The 20,050-nt window shown below is 58.2% G+C and carries 17 protein-coding genes; 6 read left to right on the top strand and 11 right to left on the bottom strand.

The window, feature by feature from the left end:
* The first annotated feature begins 10 nt into the window (after positions 1–10).
* Positions 11–3,466: a transcription-repair coupling factor gene (gene mfd / locus AC2FH8_RS03305; protein ID WP_496688261.1), complete on the top strand. Its 3,456-nt coding sequence runs from the start codon at positions 11–13 to the stop codon at positions 3,464–3,466.
* Here mfd and AC2FH8_RS03300 read toward each other — a convergent pair.
* The 5 genes from AC2FH8_RS03300 to AC2FH8_RS03280 form a co-directional block, all read right to left on the bottom strand.
* Positions 3,463–4,128 carry an SH3 domain-containing protein gene (locus AC2FH8_RS03300; protein WP_496688259.1) on the bottom strand — a complete coding sequence of 222 codons (666 nt, stop codon included), beginning with the start codon at positions 4,126–4,128 and terminating at the stop codon, positions 3,463–3,465. The two genes, mfd and AC2FH8_RS03300, sit on opposite strands and share 4 nt — an antisense overlap.
* Positions 4,125–5,789, bottom strand: a complete 1,665-nt coding sequence (locus AC2FH8_RS03295; protein WP_496688257.1) for a tetratricopeptide repeat protein — start codon at positions 5,787–5,789, stop codon at positions 4,125–4,127. Before AC2FH8_RS03295 ends, AC2FH8_RS03300 begins: the two co-directional genes overlap by 4 nt.
* Before the next feature lie 57 nt (positions 5,790–5,846).
* Positions 5,847–7,055 (bottom strand): multidrug effflux MFS transporter, encoded by a 1,209-nt coding sequence (locus AC2FH8_RS03290; protein ID WP_496688255.1) that lies wholly within the window; start codon positions 7,053–7,055, stop codon positions 5,847–5,849.
* A gap of 75 nt (positions 7,056–7,130) precedes the next feature.
* A complete protein-coding gene (locus tag AC2FH8_RS03285; protein WP_281994553.1) occupies positions 7,131–7,790 on the bottom strand; it encodes a DsbA family oxidoreductase in 660 nt (219 codons plus the stop codon).
* Entirely contained in the window at positions 7,787–9,304 is a 1,518-nt protein-coding gene (locus AC2FH8_RS03280) for a class I adenylate-forming enzyme family protein (RefSeq protein ID WP_281994554.1), read from the bottom strand. Before AC2FH8_RS03280 ends, AC2FH8_RS03285 begins: the two co-directional genes overlap by 4 nt.
* 65 nt (positions 9,305–9,369) lie before the next feature.
* Between AC2FH8_RS03280 and AC2FH8_RS03275 the strand changes: the two genes are divergently transcribed.
* The gene (locus AC2FH8_RS03275; protein WP_142633550.1) at positions 9,370–9,993 is read left to right on the top strand and encodes a helix-turn-helix domain-containing protein; all 624 of its coding nucleotides are present in this window, start codon (positions 9,370–9,372) and stop codon (positions 9,991–9,993) included.
* On the opposite strand, the gene AC2FH8_RS03270 is transcribed toward AC2FH8_RS03275, so the two are convergent.
* On the bottom strand, positions 9,982–10,218 hold the full coding sequence (locus AC2FH8_RS03270; protein WP_142633552.1) for a hypothetical protein: 237 nt from the start codon (positions 10,216–10,218) through the stop codon (positions 9,982–9,984). The genes AC2FH8_RS03275 and AC2FH8_RS03270 overlap by 12 nt on opposite strands.
* Positions 10,219–10,782: 564 nt before the next feature.
* Positions 10,783–12,609: an extracellular solute-binding protein gene (locus tag AC2FH8_RS03265; RefSeq protein WP_281972021.1), complete on the bottom strand. Its 1,827-nt coding sequence runs from the start codon at positions 12,607–12,609 to the stop codon at positions 10,783–10,785.
* Between the two features lie 290 nt (positions 12,610–12,899).
* Here AC2FH8_RS03265 and AC2FH8_RS03260 point away from each other — a divergent pair, with 290 nt between their 5' ends.
* Both AC2FH8_RS03260 and AC2FH8_RS03255 read left to right on the top strand, forming a co-directional pair.
* Entirely contained in the window at positions 12,900–13,673 is a 774-nt protein-coding gene (locus AC2FH8_RS03260; RefSeq protein WP_496688253.1) for a 3-hydroxybutyrate dehydrogenase, read from the top strand.
* A gap of 18 nt (positions 13,674–13,691) precedes the next feature.
* Positions 13,692–14,717 (top strand): patatin-like phospholipase family protein, encoded by a 1,026-nt coding sequence (locus tag AC2FH8_RS03255; protein ID WP_496688251.1) that lies wholly within the window; start codon positions 13,692–13,694, stop codon positions 14,715–14,717.
* Here the strand turns inward: AC2FH8_RS03255 and AC2FH8_RS03250 are convergent, their stop codons facing one another.
* The 4 genes from AC2FH8_RS03250 to AC2FH8_RS03235 all read right to left on the bottom strand — a co-directional run bounded on the left by AC2FH8_RS03250 (position 14,718) and on the right by AC2FH8_RS03235 (position 17,941).
* Positions 14,718–15,395 (bottom strand): DUF502 domain-containing protein, encoded by a 678-nt coding sequence (locus tag AC2FH8_RS03250; RefSeq protein ID WP_142633557.1) that lies wholly within the window; start codon positions 15,393–15,395, stop codon positions 14,718–14,720.
* 64 nt (positions 15,396–15,459) lie between these two features.
* Positions 15,460–16,374, bottom strand: a complete 915-nt coding sequence (locus AC2FH8_RS03245) for a pseudouridine-5'-phosphate glycosidase (protein WP_271947324.1) — start codon at positions 16,372–16,374, stop codon at positions 15,460–15,462.
* A complete protein-coding gene (locus AC2FH8_RS03240) occupies positions 16,371–17,264 on the bottom strand; it encodes a PfkB family carbohydrate kinase (RefSeq protein WP_281972023.1) in 894 nt (297 codons plus the stop codon). Before AC2FH8_RS03240 ends, AC2FH8_RS03245 begins: the two co-directional genes overlap by 4 nt.
* 56 nt (positions 17,265–17,320) lie before the next feature.
* Complete coding sequence (locus AC2FH8_RS03235) at positions 17,321–17,941, bottom strand: thiamine phosphate synthase (RefSeq protein WP_496688248.1); 621 nt, start codon at positions 17,939–17,941, stop codon at positions 17,321–17,323.
* 153 nt (positions 17,942–18,094) lie between these two features.
* On the opposite strand from AC2FH8_RS03235, the gene AC2FH8_RS03230 reads away from it, so the two are divergent.
* The gene (locus AC2FH8_RS03230) at positions 18,095–18,838 is read left to right on the top strand and encodes an RNA methyltransferase (protein ID WP_496688246.1); all 744 of its coding nucleotides are present in this window, start codon (positions 18,095–18,097) and stop codon (positions 18,836–18,838) included.
* 62 nt (positions 18,839–18,900) lie between these two features.
* A complete protein-coding gene (gene ctaA, locus AC2FH8_RS03225; RefSeq protein ID WP_496688243.1) occupies positions 18,901–20,046 on the top strand; it encodes a heme A synthase in 1,146 nt (381 codons plus the stop codon).
* Positions 20,047–20,050: the final 4 nt, after the last annotated feature.

Below are 20,050 nucleotides of genomic sequence, written 5' to 3'. Positions count from 1 at the left end.
AGGCTTGGCGATGACGGGTCCGAACCAAGTAATCGTTGGCGGCGCCCCCGAAGGGTTTGACGCACAGCTTGTCCTGAATGAGCTGGCGCGCTCGGGCGGGCCGGTGTGCCATGTTGCGCGTGATGACAAACGGCTAGAGGCGATGCGCGCGGCGCTTGCCTTTTTTGCGCCTGACATGCCGGTATTTGTGTTCCCAGGTTGGGATTGTCTGCCATATGATCGGGTATCGCCCAATGCGGATATCTCGGCAGCGCGTGTGGCCACCCTTGCCGCACTTGTGCACCAGATGCCGCAGCAATACGTGCTGTTGACAACTCTGAACGCCGCAACCCAACGCGTGCCCGCCCGTGCAGTGCTGCGAGAGGCGGCGTTTACCGCCCGTGTCGATCACCGCATTGATGAAACCGCGTTGCGGAATTTCCTTGTGCGCATGGGCTTCACGCAAAGCCCCACGGTGATGGAGCCCGGCGACTATGCCGTTCGAGGGGGCATCATCGACATTTTCCCGCCCGGCGAATCCGGGCCGGTGCGGCTGGACCTGTTCGGGGATGTTCTGGATGGAGCACGTCGGTTTGATCCGGTGTCGCAACGTACGACCGAAAAGCTGGCTGTTGTGGAGCTGGCGCCAGTGTCCGAGGTCATTCTAGATGACGCCGCCATCACCCGGTTTCGGCAGAATTATCGCATCGAGTTTGGTGCGGCGGGCACCGATGATCCCCTGTACGAGGCCGTCAGCGCAGGCCGCAAGCATCAAGGCATCGAGCATTGGTTGCCGTTCTTTCACGAAAAGCTTGAAACGCTGTTTGATTATCTGCCTGGTGCCACAATCTCGCTGGATGATCAGGTCACGCCTGCCCGTTTGGCACGTTGGGAAACCATTGCCGATCAATACGAAACGCGGCGGCTCGCACTGGAGAACCGGTTGCGCATGGACACGGTGTATAAACCGACACCACCGGGCCTACTGTATCTGGATGACACTGCTTGGGAACAAGCTGTCGGCGATAGGCGCGTTCTGCAATTCAATGCATTGCCTCAGGCCCTTGGGCCCGGGGTGATCGATGCTGGTGGTCGGATCGGGCGCAACTTTGCCCCGGAACGCCAGCAGGAAAGCATCAGCTTGTTCGGAGCACTGGCCAGCCATATCACCGACAAAATGGCCAAGGGGCCGGTTCTGATTGCCTCTTATTCCGAAGGGGCCCGCGAACGTCTGACTGGGCTGATCGAGGATGAAGGCCTTGCCGAGGCGATCCCCGTGCCCGACGGTACGCGCATCGGCAAACGCGGGCTGCATCTGGCCGTCTGGGCGCTGGAGCACGGGTTCGAAACGCCCGACCTGACCGTGATCGCCGAACAGGATGTGCTGGGCGATCGGCTGATCCGGCAACCCAAAAAGCGCCGCAAGGCCGAGAATTTCCTGACCGAAACTCAATCCCTTAGCCCGGGTGATTTGGTGGTCCATGTGGATCATGGCATCGGGCGTTATCTGGGGATGGAAGTCGTGACGGCGGCCGGTGCCGCCCATGAATGTCTGCTGCTGGAATACGCAGAACAATCCAAACTGTACCTGCCAGTCGAAAATATCGAACTGCTGTCGCGATACGGTCATGATGAGGGTCTGCTGGACCGATTGGGTGGCGGCGCGTGGCAGGCCAAGAAGGCCAAGCTGAAAGAGCGCATTCGCGAGATGGCGGATAAGCTGATCCGCATCGCTGCCGAACGGGCCTTGCGCAAGGCCCCGATCATGGACCCGCCTCCGCACGCGTGGGAGGAGTTCAGTGCGCGCTTTCCCTATCAGGAAACTGACGATCAGCTGCGCGCAATCGGTGAGGTCATGGAAGACATGCATTCCGGCGCGCCGATGGATCGTCTGATTTGTGGCGACGTGGGCTTTGGCAAGACCGAGGTCGCAATGCGTGCCGCTTTCGTTGCCGCAATGTCGGGCGTGCAAGTGGCGGTGATCGCACCGACAACGCTGTTGGCGCGTCAGCACGCGGCCAGCTTCAAGGATCGCTTCCGGGGCTTCCCGCTTGAGGTGCGGCAGCTGTCCCGCTTCATCTCGGCCAAAGAGGCGCAACAGACCCGTGACGGGTTGGCGCGCGGCACGGTGGATATTGTGATCGGCACCCATGCCTTGCTTGCAAAAGGGATTCGGTTCAACAATCTGGGTCTGCTGATCATCGACGAGGAACAGCATTTCGGTGTTGGCCACAAGGAGCGTCTGAAACAGCTGCGTAGCGATATCCACGTCCTGACCCTGACCGCGACGCCGATTCCACGAACGCTGCAACTGTCCCTGACCGGCGTGCGTGACCTGTCGATCATCGGCACACCTCCCATCGACCGGCTGGCGATCCGCACCTATGTCAGTGAGTTCGACGCGGTCACGATCCGCGAAGCCCTGCTGCGTGAACATTACCGTGGTGGGCAGAGTTTCTATGTCGTCCCGCGCATCTCGGACCTACCCGAGATAGAGGAATTCCTGAAAGAGCAACTGCCCGAGCTGACTTATATGGTGGCGCATGGGCAGATGGCGGCGGGGGAACTCGACGATCGGATGAATGCGTTCTACGACGGGAAATACGATGTCTTGCTGGCCACCACGATTGTGGAAAGCGGGCTGGATATCCCGACTGCAAATACGATGGTTGTGCACCGGGCGGATATGTTCGGGCTGGCGCAGCTCTATCAGATCCGCGGCAGGGTCGGGCGGTCGAAAACCCGCGCCTATGCCTATCTGACAACAAAACCGCGCGCCCGTCTGACTGCCACGGCCGAAAAACGCCTGCGCGTTCTGGGCTCGCTCGACACGCTGGGGGCGGGGTTCACGTTGGCGTCTCAGGACCTTGATATTCGAGGGGCGGGTAACCTGTTGGGCGAGGAGCAGTCGGGCCAAATGCGCGATGTGGGTTATGAACTCTACCAGTCGATGCTGGAAGAGGCGATTGCCAAGATCAAAGCCGGTGAGATGGAAGGCCTGTCGGATGCAGATGACCAATGGGCGCCGCAGATCAATCTTGGCGTCCCTGTCCTGATCCCAGAGGATTATGTGCCCGATCTGGATGTCCGCCTGGGCCTGTATCGCCGTTTGTCGTCGCTGTCGACCAAGGTGGAATTGGAAGGCTTCGCCGCTGAATTGATCGACCGCTTTGGCACGCTGCCGAAAGAGGTCAACACCCTGATGCTGGTCGTGCGCATCAAGGCGATGTGCAAACGGGCGGGGATTGCAAAGCTAGATGGCGGGCCCAAAGGCGCGACGATCCAGTTTCACAACGACAAATTTGCCTCGCCTCAGGGGCTGGTCGAGTTCATCCAGAACCAGCGCGGGTTGGCCAAGGTCAAGGATAACAAGATCGTCGTGCGCCGCGATTGGAAGAAGGATAGCGACAAGATCAAGGGGGCATTTGCCATCGCCCGCGATCTGGCGGAAAAACTTGTGGCCGAAAAGAAAAAGGCCAAAGCCTAGTCACCGCTGACAAAGGTGCACAACTGCCATTCGCCAGTTTCGGATTTTGCCAATGCTGCCCGGTAACCAGTCATGGGCCACAGGAAATCGCTGTGCATATAGCCCTGACCCCCATCAGTCAGCAGAACCCTCTGGTATTGCGCGATGGGGGAGAAGTCGCGGATGATGACAACCTCATAGCTGATGAGGTCCAGTATCGCCGCACCTCGGTTCGGTGCCCTGCGCAGAGTTACATCCTGAGCGGTCACAAAATAGGCCAACGCCGGATCCAGCGAAGCGGGTAGGGTGAGCTGCCATTGGTGGGGCATCCAGAACTCGCCGTCTTCGTTGAAATAGCCGGGCTGAGACAGGGTGTTTTCCAGATCGGACCAATAGGTTTCAACGTCCTTATCCCTTTCATAATCTTGTTCGGACGTGGCAGGGCCTGGGGTAAGATATTCGCGCAGCTCGTTCGGGCCGCCATCGCCGCCGTGGCTCAGGTAGATGTCCGGGCAGGCAACGGACAGCAGGCCATCGACGTCGTGCGCCGCTACCATGTTCAGCAGCTCGCTGCGGAATTCGGTAAGGGTTGAATCCCGCTCAGCTTCGTCGACCGGCGGAAAGGATTGTCGATCCGCCAGCGCCGGGCTGCAGAGCAAAGCGAATAGCAGGGCGTATCTCATTCGGCGGCCCTCATGGCGGCTTGGGCACAGAAACAGGACGCCCCAACAGCCCGGTCCGCACGGGCCAGAGCCAGATCGAGCCGTTGTTTGATCTGCACGATCTCAACCGTCTCACCGCGCGCCTTCAGGCAGTCATGCAGGCCCTTGAGGCTCCAGACATTGTCAGGATGGACAGAGGCACGGCTGAGCGTACCGCCCAACCCCAAATCCTCGCGGTATATGGCCTCGGCTTCGGCGGTATGCCCTTGTTCGAACAGCAATGCACCCAACGCGTGACGAGTGGGCTGCATCCATCCCCATGGCTCGTCATAGGGCAAGGTGTCGTCCAGTTCGACCGAGCGGCGCAGATGGGCGTAGGCCGCATCGTAGTTTTCCATGCGATACTCGATTTCGCCACGCAGCATTTCGCGGGCAATGTCCAGCAGGTCGATCACGCGGTTATTGTGCAGCAATCGCGATTCTGGCACGCGGGCCTTGGCAGCGAGGAACAACTGCTCTTCGGCTTCGGCTTCGCTGACCTGCCCAGTGGCGGCAAAAGCAATGGCCCGGGCATAAAGCGTGGTTGCCGTGAGAGTGCAGTACAGATCGGGGTCCGAGGGCAGCTCAAGCGCCATTGCCTCTTCCCAACGGCCAAACCGGATGAGGATATGCGGCCCCATTGACATGTAACTTTCGAAGAAATCCGCCATGGGGGGGCTTTCTATGCGCAGCATGTCTTCGGGGGTGGTGTCCCACAATCCCTGATTGGCCCGCAGAGCAGGTTCCATCTGTCCCAGAAATAGGGCGCCATATATGACAAAATGATAATTGTGCTGGCGGTAGCCGGTGTAGATGTTGAACGCGCCTTCGCGTTCGTAATATTTCAGGTCGGCCTCAACGGCTTTTTGGTTCCAGTGGACGACGTTCTGGTAATGGCCGCACAGCACATCGATATGGGTGGGCATATGCACCAAATGGCCCGCATCGGGAACCAGCGTCCGCAGAACATCCCCCGCTTTCAGCGCTTTTTCCGGGGTCGGAGACATCTCCATCAGGTGGACATAAAGATGCAGTAACCCGGGATGAGACATCGCTGCTGGATCATCAGCCATCGCCTCCTCCAGCGCTTTTTGCGCCTCGACCGTGGCGGCCCCTTCGGCGGGCTGGCCGGTCGTCAAATCCCACATTTGCCAGGGAGTGAGGTTCAAAAGCGCTTCGAGATAGATCGTGCGCAGGTCCAGATGAGCGGGCTGCGATGCAAACGCTGCGCGCATGGCATCGGCAAAATCGTGATCCCAGTTGTGCATGTCGTCAATGGCTTCGCGCTGGGGATAGCGGGCGGGAAGCGCGCGGATCAACGCTTGTTCAACCGGCGTACATTCGCCCGCAAGAGACATGGCCAGCTGCGTCGCATCATAGGCCAGCGTCAGCGCCTTTTGCCGGCCCGCGTCATCGTGCAGGTCCCAGGGCATGTTGTAATTCGGCCCCGCCGCATAGGCGACGCCCCAATGGGCCATGGCGCAGTTCGGGTCATGCTCTAGCGCGCGCTGAAAACAGACGACGGCCTCTTCGTGGTTATAGCTATAGGTCCAGACCAGCCCCCGGTCGAACCACAGTTGCGCATCGGGCGAAGAGGTGCTTACCGGACAGGAATGCGTGCCCAGATCGTAGTAATCGCTCATTGAAAATCTCCCCTCGAAACAAGGGGAGGATAACGTGTTTCACGCGCTCTGCACAGATCAGGCGGGCAATCTGTCTTCTATCCGGCCCATATACAGCATCAGGCCGAACCCCATCGTGCACATGGTCAGGACACCTATTGCCAAGGGTAGGATCGATCCGTCAAACAACTGTCCCAAGGGGGCTGCCACTGCAGCGGCCAGAACGGTTGATACCGCGCCTATGACTGACGCTGCCATGCCCGCAATATGGCCCATCGGCTCCATCGCGATGGCATTCAGGTTGCCCATCGTCATACCGGCCATGAAGAACACGGCAGTCTGCCAACTGACGAAAAGCGCAAATGAGGCGCCATCAGAAAGGTCCAGACCATTCATTACCATGACAAAACACGTAAAGACGATCTGTGCGCCCAAAGTCCAGGTTACAATCCGGCGCATCCCCAATCGGATGACCAAAGTCGCGTTCAACAAACTGGCCGAGCCAGCCATCAGAGCAACGAAACCAAACCAGAAGGGGAAACTGTCGGCTCTGTCGTAGATGATGTCATAAACAGGTTGTACCATCGTCAGCATGGTGAACAGCATCCCAAGGCAAAGCGTTTGCACCATGATCGAAACCCGCACAGTCGGGTGTGCAAACATCTGCCGCGCGGCATCAATCATAAGCGGCAGGCGCAGGGGGCGGCGATTCTCGGGTGCCAGAGGTTCGCTCAGACGCAGGCCCATCCACGTGATGGTGATCAAAGAGAACAACATGAACGAAGCGAAGATGCCGCGCCACCCGGCCAGAGCGATCACCCCGGCACCCATCATAGGCGCGATGGCGGGAACCAGCGTAAAGATCATCATGGCAATCGAGACGATGCGGGCCATCTCACGGCCGGAATAGAGGTCACGGATAATGGCCATGGCCACCACGCGTGGGGCCGCGCTGCCAATGCCTTGAAAGATGCGCGCAATCAACAGCATCTCAAGCGAGGAGGTGGCCCAGGCAACTGCGGCAGACAGGATATACAGCGCAGAGCCGACGTAAATTACCGGCTTGCGCCCGAATGCATCCGACAGAGGGCCGGTGAAAAAGGTGCCGATCCCCATGCCCAGCACAAATGAGGTCAGGATCAACTGCGCCTTGTTTGCATCACCTGGGCTGAGTTGCGCGCTGATCTGCGGCAGGGCGGGCAGCATCGAGTCGATAGAAAACGCGATTGTCGCAAACATCATTGCGATCAAAGCGACAAATTCTCCGCGCGGCATTCGATTACTCATGGGGCTCTCCTGACCCGTTCGCGCTATCACAGCGGATTGGGCACGGCCAGTGATCAGAATGCACAGGAGGCTGTGCTATTTTGCAGGAGAAGCCTCGATTTGAGACATGATTTCACCGATCACGCGTTCCCACATTTCCGGTGGTTGCGCGCCGGGGACAGCATGTTGGTTGGCAACGATAAAAGTCGGTACCGACGTCACACCCATCTGCCGGGAATGCGCGTCACGGTTGCCGATGTCGGAGCGGTCGGCATCGGATTTCAGCAGCTTCATGACGACGGCGGCGTCCATCCCCTGACTGTCGGCAATATCCGCCAGAACCTCGTGGTCGCCGATATCGCGACCCTGTACAAAATAGGCCTGAAACAGGGCATCAACTATAGCGTTCTGCTTGTTTTCGATTCCGGCCCAGTGGATCAGCCGATGAGCATCCAGCGTGTTCGGGGTGCGCTTCATCCCCTCAAAGTCGATGCCCAACCCTGCATTTTCGGCATGCTCGACCACCGGGGCATACGCACGGATGGCTCCGTCTTTTCCGCCGAATTTGCGCTCCAAGTATTCGCGCCGATCCATGCCTTCGACCGGCATATCGGGGTTCAGCTGAAAGGGGTGCCATTCAATGATGAATGGATGATCCGGAGTTGCGGCCAACGCCTTGTCCAGATGAGTCTTGCCAATATAGCACCAGGGGCAGATCGGGTCAGACATGATGTCGAGCTTGACGGTCTGGGTCATGTATTGGTCGCCTTGAAATAGGCCGGCAGCGCCCGGCGCAAAAGTTTGCTATTGCCGCCTGTTGGCAGCTGAGGCAGATGGATAAAGGCGCGCGGTTGCTTATAGCGCGCCAGATTTGTCTCGACATAGGCGCGCAGGGCGTCCTCGTCCAGCTTTTCCGGCCCGGTATAGAATGCCACTATGACAAAACTGTCCTGCTTGACCTCAACTGTGGCCGCGCCGACCTGCGTGATGCCGGGATATCGGGACAATGTGGCCTCGACCTCGATCGGTGAGACCCGGTAGCCGCCTGCATTCATCATATCATCGTCTCGGCCAAGATAGGTGATCTGACCATCAACTGCCATTACACCCTGATCGCCGGTCAGAAACCACTCGCCCTGCATCCTGGCCTGCGCTTCGTCCGGCGCGTTGAGATAGGTCAGCATTAGGCCGGGGTCTGATCGGTGGATGGCGATGGTCCCTTCTTTCCCCTGTGGAACCGGCCCGTCTGGACCCAGAATTGCCACACGCCGCCCCGGTTGTGGTTGCCCCAGTGCATCGCCACGTGCCGGATAGGCCGGGCTTGAAGAGATGAAGGTCGAGCATTCGGACATTCCAAAAGCTTCATACAACTCGCGCCCGGTGATCCGTGTCCATTTCTGGTGCAGATGCCGTGAGAGTTTTTCACCAGCGCAAAGGCCGTGCCTCAGATCGGGAAGGTGCAGATCGTTTGCTTCGTTCAAAATTTTCCGAAACACGCCAGGAGCTGCAGCAAAAATCGTGGCACGGTGATTGCGCAGCATATCGGGTAGGGTCGACAGATCGGTGCCGGGCTCCGGTATCAGCGCTGTCGCGCCAATGGTCCAGGGATCCATCAGTCCTGTCCCCAACGTATAGGTCCAGTTGAACGCACCTGCATGGCACAATCGATCCGTTTCCTGCAGGCCGTACCACCCATCCACCATCATCTGCCGCGCCCAAATTGCACGATGGGCATGTGCAACGGCCCGTGGCTTGCCCGAGGTGCCAGACGTATAGACCACATAAGCCATGTCTTCGGGGTCGCCCATCCGAAACTCGGCCAGAGGTAGATCGCGCATCTCGCGCAGTTGGCTCAAAGATATTTGGTTCGGGTGATCCGCGCTGGCGATATCGGGATCGCGCAATATGGCGGCGGGCTTCAGATCTTGGATGATCTTTGCCGTTTCTGGCTGTGTCAGCTGTGACGATGTCGGCACGGGTACAATGCCGACCGCGATTGCACCCAGATAGGTTATTGGGAAATCAACCGTGTTCCCCAAACGCATCAAGACCAGATCGCCCGGTTTCAAACCGGCCCGCAGCAGACCTGTACCGGTTGCAAGGATCGCGCGTTTCAACGCAGCAAAGCTCCAGTTCTGTGCCGATGTTGCGCCAAGTACGGACAAGGCAATCTTGTCGCCATTGCGATCTGCTTGACGCAACACATGCGCGGCCAGATTGAAGGGGGTGGGGCAGGCCTTGGGCGGGCCTTGATCGAACAGGGAAAGCATGGCGTCTGGCTAACGCGGCAACTGCTGCGTTGCAAGCGGGACAGGCTGGCCCTATAGAGTGGCCCATGAGAACCAAAGAGCAGACATCTCTGATCCGAATTGCCCGAAACTCGGGCGAGCATACAGAGGTTGAACCGCTGGACCTTGGCGTCCGTGTGCGTGAATTGCGCAAGGCGCGAAACTGGACTTTGGAACAAGCGGCCAATCAGGCGGGATTGGCGCGTTCAACGCTCAGCAAAATCGAAAACGGGCAGATGTCGCCTACATACGATGCGCTGAAGAAACTGGCGATCGGGCTGGAAATCTCTGTTCCGCAGCTGTTCACGCCGCCACAGCGCGAGCAGGTGATCGGGCGTATGGCCGTGACCCGGATGGGGCAAGGCACCAGCCACGCAACCACAACATACGAGCACGAACTGCTGGCTGAGACGCTTACGAAAAAGCAGATGCTGCCCTATCGCGCCCGTGTACGTGCCCGGTCGATGGATGAGTTTGACGGGTGGGTCCGCCACGATGGCGAAGAATTCCTGTACGTGCTGACGGGTGTCGTTCGCCTGTATACCGAGTTCTACGAACCCGTCGAAATGCGCCGCGGTGACAGCGCCTATTACGACGGCAGCATGGGGCATAATGTCGTTTCGGTCAGTGAAGAAGACGCGATGATCCTGTGGGTGACGTCACTTACCTAGATGTTTGGTGACTTCACGGGTTAGCGCTTCGGTGAACAGGAAATCCTCAAGCTCTTCATGTGCCTCGTTCACCGTCAGATGATGGCGTTCGGCCAGATAAGCCTCGAATTGCGCACGGTCGCGCCCGACCGCATCCATGTCTCGGTCGCGCAAATTGGGAAAACGCCGTTTTGCACGGGCGTACATTTCATTCCAATCTTGCGTCAGATCGTTCCACTTAAACATCAATTGGGCTTTCTGTTTGTCTGGCTACAGATCTGCTCGGCCCTGAATTCAGGGTACGAATGGTGTTTGCAGGTAGGGCTATGGCAAAATGTCGCACCTTGAGCGTGCGAAGTTTAAATCAGTTAGGCCCGCCACAGGAAATCTGAGACGGGCCTACGGACCAAATAGTTTTGAGTGAGTGGAGGCTGGTCCGAAAATACTGTTCCTGACGTTGTAACACAGCTATGTGTCGGTAATGTTTGGCGTAATTCAAATTGGATACATTTGCACTAGTCGCAGGCTATATCTTTCGAACCCGTTACGTAAAGCCCCTTGTTGAAATTTTTCAAATTTGTCTGAAACTAGGGATCGCATCAATTTATAGCGGAATGCCCACAGCCTTTACCTGCATGTCGTGGTACTGCGGGTCTGTGCCAGAATCCGCCGAAGGGTATGAGACCCACACAGCAAACGCCGAACGGGTCTTATTGCATCACATCTGCAGCGGTTGCGATCCTCTGGAACGAGATTGGCACGGACAGTTAGCAATTAGGAAAGGACGGGGCCGCCTCTTTTGAGGCGCTGCTATTCCTCGTACCACCAGACCTGCGGCATGTATTCCGGCCCGTCACCGTATATGGGCAGGGTTTCCGGCTGTTTCAGCTCACGCGCATGTGCAATCCGGCCGACGTCAAAGCTCCAGATCGGGATGACATACCGGCCAGCGGTTAGAACGCGATCCAGCGCGCGGGTCGCAGACACGAAATCTTCGTGGCTTTCAGAGGCCAGCATCGTATCGATCAAACCGTCCACTGCTGGCGACTGAACCCCCATCAGGTTACGTGTTCCTGCCGTGTCAGCATTTTCACTGCCCCAATACAGGCGTTGTTCGTTACCCGGCGACAGGGAAAGAGCCCGGCGAAATGGGGTCATGTCAAAATCATGCGCATCCATCCGAGAGGTGTATTGTGCGTCGTCGATTTTTTCGACTGTAAGCTCGATGCCAAGCCGTTCAAGCGTACGCGCATAGATTTCGGCGATCGTTCCGACATTCTGGACAACGTTGAGGCTGCCCTGGCTGATGACCATGTCAACGATGAACGCTTCGCCATCTGCGTTTCGCAACACGCCATCCTGAACTGTCCAGCCAGCCTCTTGCAGAAGCTTGGTTGCCTTGCGCAGATTGGCCCTGTTGCGTTCCGAACCGTCACCTACCGGCAGCTCGTAACCTTCCAGCGTACCGGGCAACAGTGTATCGGCGTACGGCTGCAGCAGTTCAGCCACCTGACCGGTGGCAGTACCGGGTTGCATCGCCAGATCCGAGCCCGAGAAATACGAGGTTATCCGCGGTTGCGCGCTTCCGGTGACGGTGTCGTTGATGAATTCGAAATTGAAAGCCAGAGTCAGAGCCTCGCGCACGCGCCAATCATCGAAGGGTGGCTTGCGCGTATTCATGACAAATCCGGTCATGCCCGAAGGCTTGCGATGCGGGATTTCGGTTTTCAGCACATCGCCGCGCTGTACCGCGGGGAAGTCATACTGGTTGTTCCACTTATCGGCGTTAAACTCGCGCACGGCTGAGAGCTCGCCTGCTTTGAAGGCCTCGAATGCGACTGTGCCATCCCCGTAGAACTCGATCCGCATCTCATCCAGATTCATGGTGCCGCGCCGAAACGGAATGTCAGCGCCCCAGTAATCCGGATTGCGACGCAGGTTCACATACCGTCCGGCTTCGTACCCGTCGATGACATATGGTCCAGACCCCAAGGGGATGTCTTGCAGCGGCGCGTCGGCAAAGTCTTTACCCTCCCACTGTGCCTTCTGAAGGATCGGGCGCATCCCGGCGATCAACGCAAGCTCGCGGTCGGGGTCGTTAAACGTGATGCGGACGGAACGCGGTCCGGTTTGTTCGATACTGTCGATCTTTCCCCAAAGGCCGCGATATCTCAGATGCCCTTCGGTTCCCAAAGTCTCATATGACCATATGACATCCTCGACAGTGACTGGTGACCCATCCGAGAATCGGGCATTCTCTCGCAGGGTAAATTCGACCCAGGATCGGTCTGGAGCCGTCTCAACTGATTCGGCTAACAACCCGTAAAGAGTGAAAGGTTCGTCCCAGGAACGCCCCATCAGGCTTTCATGGGTCCAAAATCGCAACTGCCAGGGTGACGTGCCTTTTTGCACAAACGGGTTAAGGCTGTTATAGCCGCCGGTATTTCCAAATACGACTTTGCCGCCTTTGGGTGCATCAGCGTTGACATAGGGTAGCGACACAAAATCCGGTGGTAGGGCAGGGTCGCCATACATAGCTATGCCATGGGTCGATTCTGCATGGGCTGCTGCAACGGCAAAAACACTAACGATTCCCGCGATCATAGGGCGAACGGGGCGAAGGAAATCGGGGCTCATTTTGGAAACAATCCTGCTCTGGCCTTATTTTGTTGGGATTCACCGTAGCCATGATTTTTCATATTATCAAACTTTTAGCTTGGACGAAGGCGTAGAATTGCTTATAAAGGGCGTACTGCTCGATAGGTTTCTTGCCTGTATGAAACCTGCCTCAATAACTTAACGCCCGCTTCGTGCGGGCGTTTTTTTGTGCGATTTTCGCTGATACAGCGCCCCCAATCTTTCCCCGTTTTCTTTGCAGGTGCAGCATGGCACTGTGCCGTCAACACGGAATCTGACGGAGAGCACCCATGAGTCTTTCAGGCAAAACAGCAATCATCACAGGATCGAATTCGGGCATCGGGCTGGGCATCGCCCGCGAGCTGGCCAAAGCCGGGGCGGATGTGGTGCTGAATTCGTTTACTGACCGCGACGAAGATCATGCTCTGGCCGCAGAGATCGGGCAGGAAACCGGAACCAACGCGCGCTATTTCAAAGCGGACATGTCCAAGGGTGACGAGTGTCGGGCGCTGATCGAAAAGGCTGGAGCCTGCGATATCCTGGTCAACAATGCCGGCATTCAGCATGTGGCGCCGATTGATCAGTTTCCAACCGACAAATGGGACGCGATCATTGCGATCAACATGAACTCGGCCTTTCACACCACTGCCGCCGCGTTGCCGATGATGCGCAAGGCGGGCTGGGGACGGGTGGTGAATATTGCATCGGCCCATGGGTTGACGGCATCGCCTTTCAAAGCCGCCTATATCGCGGCCAAGCACGGTGTTGTCGGGATGACCAAAACCGTAGCCCTCGAGACCGCACAAGAGCCGATTACCTGTAATGCGATTTGCCCGGGATATGTGCTGACGCCGCTGGTCGAAGAGCAGATACCCAATACGATGAAAGAATACGATATGAGCCGTGAGGATGTCGTGAAGAATGTCCTGCTAAAGCGGCAACCTTCGAAAGAATTCGCTACGGTCGAACAACTGGGCGGTACGACGATCTTTCTGTGCTCGGATGCGGCGGCGCAGATCACCGGCACGACGATTTCAGTTGATGGCGGGTGGACCGCGCTCTGAGCCTTGGGGAGTAGGGCAGTGATACGTATCAATCTGGCTTTGCAGGGCGGCGGCGCGCACGGCGCGTTCACTTGGGGTGTGCTGGATCGTCTGCTGGACGAAGATGATATCGAAGTCGCGGCGATCACCGGAACATCGGCAGGTGCACTGAACGGTGCGGCCTATAAGTCTGGCATGGTACGGGGCGGCCGGGAGGGCGCGCGCGCCAATCTTGATGCGCTCTGGGCTCGTATGGGGGCCGTCGACGATACGAACCTGACCAACTGGATGCGTGCGTTTGAGCCCTCACATATCGCACAGTCCATCGAAAATTCGCTGCCGTTTGCTGTAGGCGACGCCTGGTCGCGATTGGTTTCGCCTTATGCCTATGGGCCGTTCTACCGTAACCCCTTGCAGCCCGTGGTTGAGCGCTTTGATTTCGATGAAATATGCGCTGCCGAAGGTCCGCGTCTGTATGTCTGCGCGACATGCGTGCGCAGCGGAAAGATACGGGTGTTCACAGGGAATGAGCTGTCGACTGAGGCCATCCTTGCTTCTGCCTGTTTGCCAACCCTGTTTCAGGCGGTCGAGATATTCGATCCAAAATCGGGCCGGACCGAGGCTTACTGGGATGGCGGATATACCGGTAATCCAGCTCTGTATCCCTTGTTCAATTCCGATCTGCCCGAGGACGTGGTGATCTTGAACATCAACCCTCTGGAACGGGAAGAGATCCCCAAGACGCCGCAGCAGATCCAGAACCGGATCAATGAGATTGGCTTTAACTCATCGCTGTTTCGGGAACTGAGGGCCATAAGCTTCGTTCAGCGCTTGCTGGAAGATGGCAAGCTGAAAGCGGGCGAAATGAGCCGTGTTCTGGTTCACATGATTGCCGATGACGCGTTGATGAATGACCTCTCGGTCGCGACCAAGACAGTGCCCAACCCTGTGGTCCTGCATAAGCTCAAAGAAGCTGGCCGCAATGCAGCTGATCAGTTTTTGACAGATCACAAGGCCGATCTGGGTGCACGCAGCACGGTCAATCTGCCGGAAATGTTTGGATAGTCACTCTGGTGGCTGGGTCGGGTCTTTGTCGTTCGGGTAAACAAGACCGGCCGAAATCACCAGCTTGGCGGCATCTTCGATCGACATGTCCAAAAGGATGACGTCCTCGATCGGAAAGAACAGCAGGAACCCCGATGTCGGGTTGGGTGTCGTCGGAATGAACACGCTGTACAGATCGCCACCCGCTTCTGCGCGTTCGTTGACTTCTCCCTTGGCGGTGGTCGAGACGAACCCGATGGCCCAGATGCCACGGCGCGGATATTGAACCAGACAGGCTTTTTCAAATGACCGTTCAGTCTGGGCAAAGACGGTCTCGGAAATCTGCTTGATGCCTGAATAGATGGACCGGATGACCGGCATCCTGTTCACCAGGCTTTCGGTGAACGAGATAAAGGACCGGCCCAGGATGCCCTTGGCAACCCAGCCAACCACGACGGTGAACACCAGAAAAAAGATGACACCTACACCGCGCAGGTTGATGCCAACATATTGTTCAGGCTGGAATTGGTGGGGAACCAGCGGCAGGACCGCACTGTCGATCCAGCCGACAACAGACCAGATCAGCCAGATCGTCAACCACACCGGCGCAATAACGACGATGCCCGTCAGAAAGGACGCGCGCAGCCGTGAGAACAGGCCGGGCTGTCGGTTGGGTTCTTCGTCAAAAGGAGTGTTCATTACGGTCCTGAGTGGCTTGCGAATTTAGTTAAGCAGTCCTTGGCCTTGGTACAATAGCTATATGTTAATCCGCCTTGGCGGACAGGGCGCGGGCGATCCCGGCTGCCAGGCGGGCATTGTTGCGGACCAATGCGATATTGGCGGTCAGAGAACGACCTTCGGTCTGCTCATAAATCCGTTGCAACAGGTAGGGTGTGACCCCTTTACCGCTGATCCGATGCACATCTGCATCCGCCTGTGCCGAGGCGATGATCGGGGCCAGTTCCTCGGATGGGATCTGATCGGCCTCCGGGATCGGATTGGCGACAAGTTGGCCGCCGGGCAGGCCAAGCGCGCGTCTGGTCGCATGTGCGTGCGCGATGTCTTCCGCACTGTCCATGCGCAGAGGGGCTGCCAGCGGGGATTTTGCCGACCAGAAGGCCGGAAATTCGTCCTGGCCATAGGCAATGACCGGAACGCCCAGTGTTTCCAGAACCTCAAGCGTCTTGGCCAGATCGAGGATGGCTTTGGCGCCTGCGGCAACAACCGTGACCGGGGTATGGGCCAATTCGTGCAGGTCAGCAGAGATATCGAACGAGGTTTCAGCCCCTTGGTGGACGCCTCCAATACCGCCGGTGGCAAAAACGTCGATCCCGGCGTGATGGGCGGCGATCATGGTTGCGGCGACCGTTGTTGCACCGGTCCCACCGGTTGCCATGCAGGCGGCCATATCGGCACGGGACAGTTTGGCGACCCCATGCGCTTGGCCCAGTGCTTTCAACTCTTCGGTTTCCAGACCGACGTGAAGCGTACCATTGATCACCGCCATGGTGGCTGGCACCGCGCCCGCCTCTCGGATGTCTTGTTCAACCTGTGCCGCGACCTCGATGTTCTGCGGGTAGGGCATACCATGGGTGATAATCGTGCTTTCCAGCGCAACGATGGGTTGGCCTGCGTCTTTGGCGGCGCGGACCTCGGCAGAATATTGAATGTTGATCACAGTGGGGTTTCTCCGGAAACGTAAGTTGCGGCGGCATGCAGGGCACGTGACAGGGCCTCATCGCTTGGGGCACCGGTGGCCTCGGATGCGATATGCGCCGCCATGAATGTATCACCCGCGCCGGTCACACGGGTGACCAGAACGGATGGGGGTTTTTGGGTCAAGATTTCCTCAGCGCTGGCAACGGTTGCCGAACTACCGCCATCAGTCACCAGCACGCGCAGCGCGCCGCGATCCAGCAGCCCCTTGGCGGCGCTTGCCGAATCCGCGAATTCGCGCTGGCACAGGATGCCAGCCTCTTCGAGGTTCACATAAAGCGTCGCGCGGGCATGCTTGAGGAAAGGCAGCAGGCGATCGGCCTTGCCGGGTGAGGCCGGTGCCACGCGCAGGTCGGCCCCGGCGAAGGCTGGGCTTTGCGCGATTTCTTCCAAAAGCGACAGCGTCAGGTTGCCATCCAAAGCGACAGGACCATCAAATGGCATGGTCTCTGTGCCTAATGGGCCTTGCATCAGGGGTTTCAGAATTTTTGCCCCTGCAGCCTCAAGTGAATGGGCGTCCGCAATCGCGGCAATCAACCCATTGGCGCCCTCGACAGCCATATATCGGTCGGTCGGCAGGTCCTGCGAGCGATAGATGTGATCCGTTACCATCCCTAGCCGGGCGCAGGCATTGACCAGCTCATCCCCTTCGGGATCGCGGCCAATGGCGGTCAACAGGGTGGGCGTCATGCCAAACCGCACCAGCGTCATGGCAATGTTCATTGCCACGCCTCCGGGCAGGCGGGTGATCCTGCCGGGAACATCCGACCCCTGCCGCATGGCGCTGGCAGAACGTCCGATCACGTCCCACAGGACAGAACCGATACAAAGAATTTCGCTGTTCTGAGTCATGTCGACGTCATGCCGCAGCCCCGGCGTGGGTGCAAGGGTTAACGCTCACATCCTGCTCAGCCCATGGCAGTGATCAAGTCGTTCAGTCCAGCGGCCGGGTCATCCTGTGACCAGATCTCATCCCCGATGCCAAAGAAATCGGTGAAGGGGCTGAGGTCGCGGATCAATTCGGGGGTCAGGCCGCCTTCTGCCACAACCGGCACTTCGATCATCTCGGACCACCACTGGAACAGATCGTGCTCGGCCACGGTTCCGTCACCCAAGGAGGACGTGCCAACCGGGCCAAAGGCCACATAATCCGTCCCGGCCTCACCAGCCGACATGCCGTCATGGCTGGAGGTGCCGCAGAAGCAGCCGACAATGGCATCGGCACCCAATTCCTTACGCACATACCGGACCGAGCGCGCGCCATCATCCAGATGCACCCCATCCAGACCCAGACGCTGCGCCAGCAGGACGTGGTTGGATATCACCAGCGCCACGTCCCGTGTATGTGCCACCTCGCGGCAGGCATCAGCGGCACGGGCAATCGTATCCTCGTCATTTCCCGCAAGGGCCAATCGGATACAGGCGATTTCGGTGCTGTCCAGAACGCGGGCCAGTTGGTCGGGGAAAGTGCTCAACGTGATGGTCGGCGGGGTGATCAGGTAAATCTGCGGCTGCTCGGGGGTGTCCATCGGCGCGTCCTTAGCTTTAAGTCTTTTGCGCGGTTTAGCGGATTGCGGGCCGGAAGCAAACTTTTATGCCTGTTTCAGGCAGAATTGGCGCCGCCAATGGCTTGCCCTGCGTTGGCGCGGCGATTACAGCAGGCGCAGTTTTCGGAGACAACCATGCCCAGCGACAAATCCCAGCCCTCATTTGTGCTCGTGCGCCCGCAGATGGGTGAAAACATCGGTGCCGCCGCGCGGGCGATGTGGAATTTCGGGCTGGACCGGATGCGGATCGTGGCCCCACGTGATGGCTGGCCAAACCCCAAGGCGGTGGCCATGTCCAGTGGGGCGGGCCGTCTGCTGGATGAGGCGCAGCTGTTTGACGATCTGGCTGGCGCGCTGTCTGACAGTACCTATGTCTTTGCTACTACGGCCCGCCAGCGCGGGTTGACCAAGCCGGTCTACAGCCCTGAACGCGCCATGCAGGTAGCGGCTGAAAAGGTCGCTGCGGGTGAAAATGTCGCCGTGCTGTTCGGCCCGGAACGGGCAGGGCTTGAGAATGAGGATATCGCCAAGGCCAATGCCATCATCTCGGTCCCGGTGAACCCCGAATATGCCTCGCTGAACCTTGGGCAATGCGTGTTGCTGACCGCCTATGAGTGGATGCGCCAGACCGGCGATGTCGTGCATGAGGCAACCGATTTGGGCAAAGGCGACTGGGCCACGGGGATCGAGGTTGAAAAGCTGGTCGAACATTACGAGGACCGGTTGGAAGAGGCGGGGTTCTTTTACCCCCCCGAAAAAGCCGAAAGCATGAAGACCAATCTGCGCAATCTGTGGTCGCGGATGCGGATGACGCGGGCGGATGTGCAGATGTTGCACGGGGTCATGCGTCAGATGGTCCGTTGGAAAGACAAAGGGTAAGGCTGGACCTACCCTTAAGGGGGCCCTAGCTTGCAACGAAATTCAAGACACATGAGGAACGCATGAGCGGCAAGCGCAGCATCTTCGAAGAGGTCTCAGACTCTGAAAAACAACAAGCGGTTCAGCCTGGTATGATTGACCGGGGCCGTGGCGGCGCGCGCAAGGCCATCCGGGCCTGGCTGATGATCCTGTTTGCACTTGTGGTTGTGATGATCGCTGTGGGCGGGCTGACCCGCCTGACCGATAGCGGGCTGTCGATCACCGAATGGCGACCGCTTACCGGGGCTGTCCCGCCGATGACCGAGGTCGACTGGCAGGCCGAGTTCGACAAGTACAAGCAAATCGACCAGTGGCGCATTCAGAACCAGTGGATGGAGCTGGCGGATTTCAAATCCATCTATTGGTGGGAATGGGGCCACCGGCAACTGGGCCGCGTGATCGGGCTGGTCTGGGCTCTTGGGTTCTTCGGGTTCCTTATTGCCCGCAAGATACCAACAGGCTGGACCGGCAAGCTGATGATCCCAGGTGCTTTGGGTGGGATTCAGGGAGCGGTTGGCTGGTGGATGGTTGCGTCCGGCGTAACACAGGGCGAGGGGATGATCGCCGTTGCCAGCTATCGCCTGGCAATCCATCTGGGTCTGGCCTTTGTGATCTTGGGTTTCCTCGCCTGGTATATGTTCGAACTTGGCCGGGAAGAGCGTGACCTGATGCAGGCCCGCCGCGCGAAAGAGGCCAAACTGTTTTCCCTGTCTACCGGCCTGATGCATTTCGCATTCCTGCAGATCCTCATCGGTGCACTTGTCGCAGGTATCGACGCTGGGCGGTCTTATACCGACTGGCCATTGATCGGCGGGCAGATTTTCCCGCCGGACGCGGCGATACTGGAACCGATGTGGCGGAACTTTTTCGAAAGCCCCGGGCTTGTGCAGTTCATCCATCGTTGCGCGGGTTATCTGCTGTTGATCTTTGCCATCGTTGTCTGGCGGCGTGGCAATTCCAGTGCGCATCCGCAAACGCGCTTTGCCTTCAACATGATGTTCGCTGCCTTGTCGTTGCAGGTGGTTGTCGGGATCATGACCGTGATCTACGCGGCCCCCTGGCAGATCGCCATTTTCCATCAGTTCATGGCCGTGATCGTGTGGACTCTGATCCTACGTGCGCGATTCCTGACAGCCTATCCCATCGCAACTTCGATCCGCGGAGCCTGACCCA

The organism is Ruegeria sp. CDSC025, assembly GCF_059610805.1.
Note: the sequence above shows the minus strand (reverse complement) of the source record. Positions and strands in the feature narration are given on the sequence as shown.

What these genes read in the sequence shown, in the direction of transcription:
- AC2FH8_RS03290 (WP_496688255.1), bottom strand. Translation starts at nt 7,055, where the DNA reads ATGAGTAATCGAATGCCGCGCGGAGAATTTGTCGCTTTGATCGCAATG.
- AC2FH8_RS03260 (WP_496688253.1), top strand. Translation starts at nt 12,900, where the DNA reads ATGAGTCTTTCAGGCAAAACAGCAATCATCACAGGATCGAATTCGGGC.
- AC2FH8_RS03235 (WP_496688248.1), bottom strand. Translation starts at nt 17,941, where the DNA reads ATGGACACCCCCGAGCAGCCGCAGATTTACCTGATCACCCCGCCGACC.
- AC2FH8_RS03270 (WP_142633552.1), bottom strand. Translation starts at nt 10,218, where the DNA reads ATGTTTAAGTGGAACGATCTGACGCAAGATTGGAATGAAATGTACGCC.
- AC2FH8_RS03230 (WP_496688246.1), top strand. Translation starts at nt 18,095, where the DNA reads ATGCCCAGCGACAAATCCCAGCCCTCATTTGTGCTCGTGCGCCCGCAG.
- ctaA (WP_496688243.1), top strand. Translation starts at nt 18,901, where the DNA reads ATGAGCGGCAAGCGCAGCATCTTCGAAGAGGTCTCAGACTCTGAAAAA.
- AC2FH8_RS03265 (WP_281972021.1), bottom strand. Translation starts at nt 12,609, where the DNA reads ATGAGCCCCGATTTCCTTCGCCCCGTTCGCCCTATGATCGCGGGAATC.
- AC2FH8_RS03250 (WP_142633557.1), bottom strand. Translation starts at nt 15,395, where the DNA reads ATGAACACTCCTTTTGACGAAGAACCCAACCGACAGCCCGGCCTGTTC.
- AC2FH8_RS03280 (WP_281994554.1), bottom strand. Translation starts at nt 9,304, where the DNA reads ATGCTTTCCCTGTTCGATCAAGGCCCGCCCAAGGCCTGCCCCACCCCC.
- AC2FH8_RS03285 (WP_281994553.1), bottom strand. Translation starts at nt 7,790, where the DNA reads ATGACCCAGACCGTCAAGCTCGACATCATGTCTGACCCGATCTGCCCC.
- AC2FH8_RS03300 (WP_496688259.1), bottom strand. Translation starts at nt 4,128, where the DNA reads ATGAGATACGCCCTGCTATTCGCTTTGCTCTGCAGCCCGGCGCTGGCG.
- mfd (WP_496688261.1), top strand. Translation starts at nt 11, where the DNA reads ATGACGGGTCCGAACCAAGTAATCGTTGGCGGCGCCCCCGAAGGGTTT.
- AC2FH8_RS03295 (WP_496688257.1), bottom strand. Translation starts at nt 5,789, where the DNA reads ATGAGCGATTACTACGATCTGGGCACGCATTCCTGTCCGGTAAGCACC.
- AC2FH8_RS03240 (WP_281972023.1), bottom strand. Translation starts at nt 17,264, where the DNA reads ATGACTCAGAACAGCGAAATTCTTTGTATCGGTTCTGTCCTGTGGGAC.
- AC2FH8_RS03275 (WP_142633550.1), top strand. Translation starts at nt 9,370, where the DNA reads ATGAGAACCAAAGAGCAGACATCTCTGATCCGAATTGCCCGAAACTCG.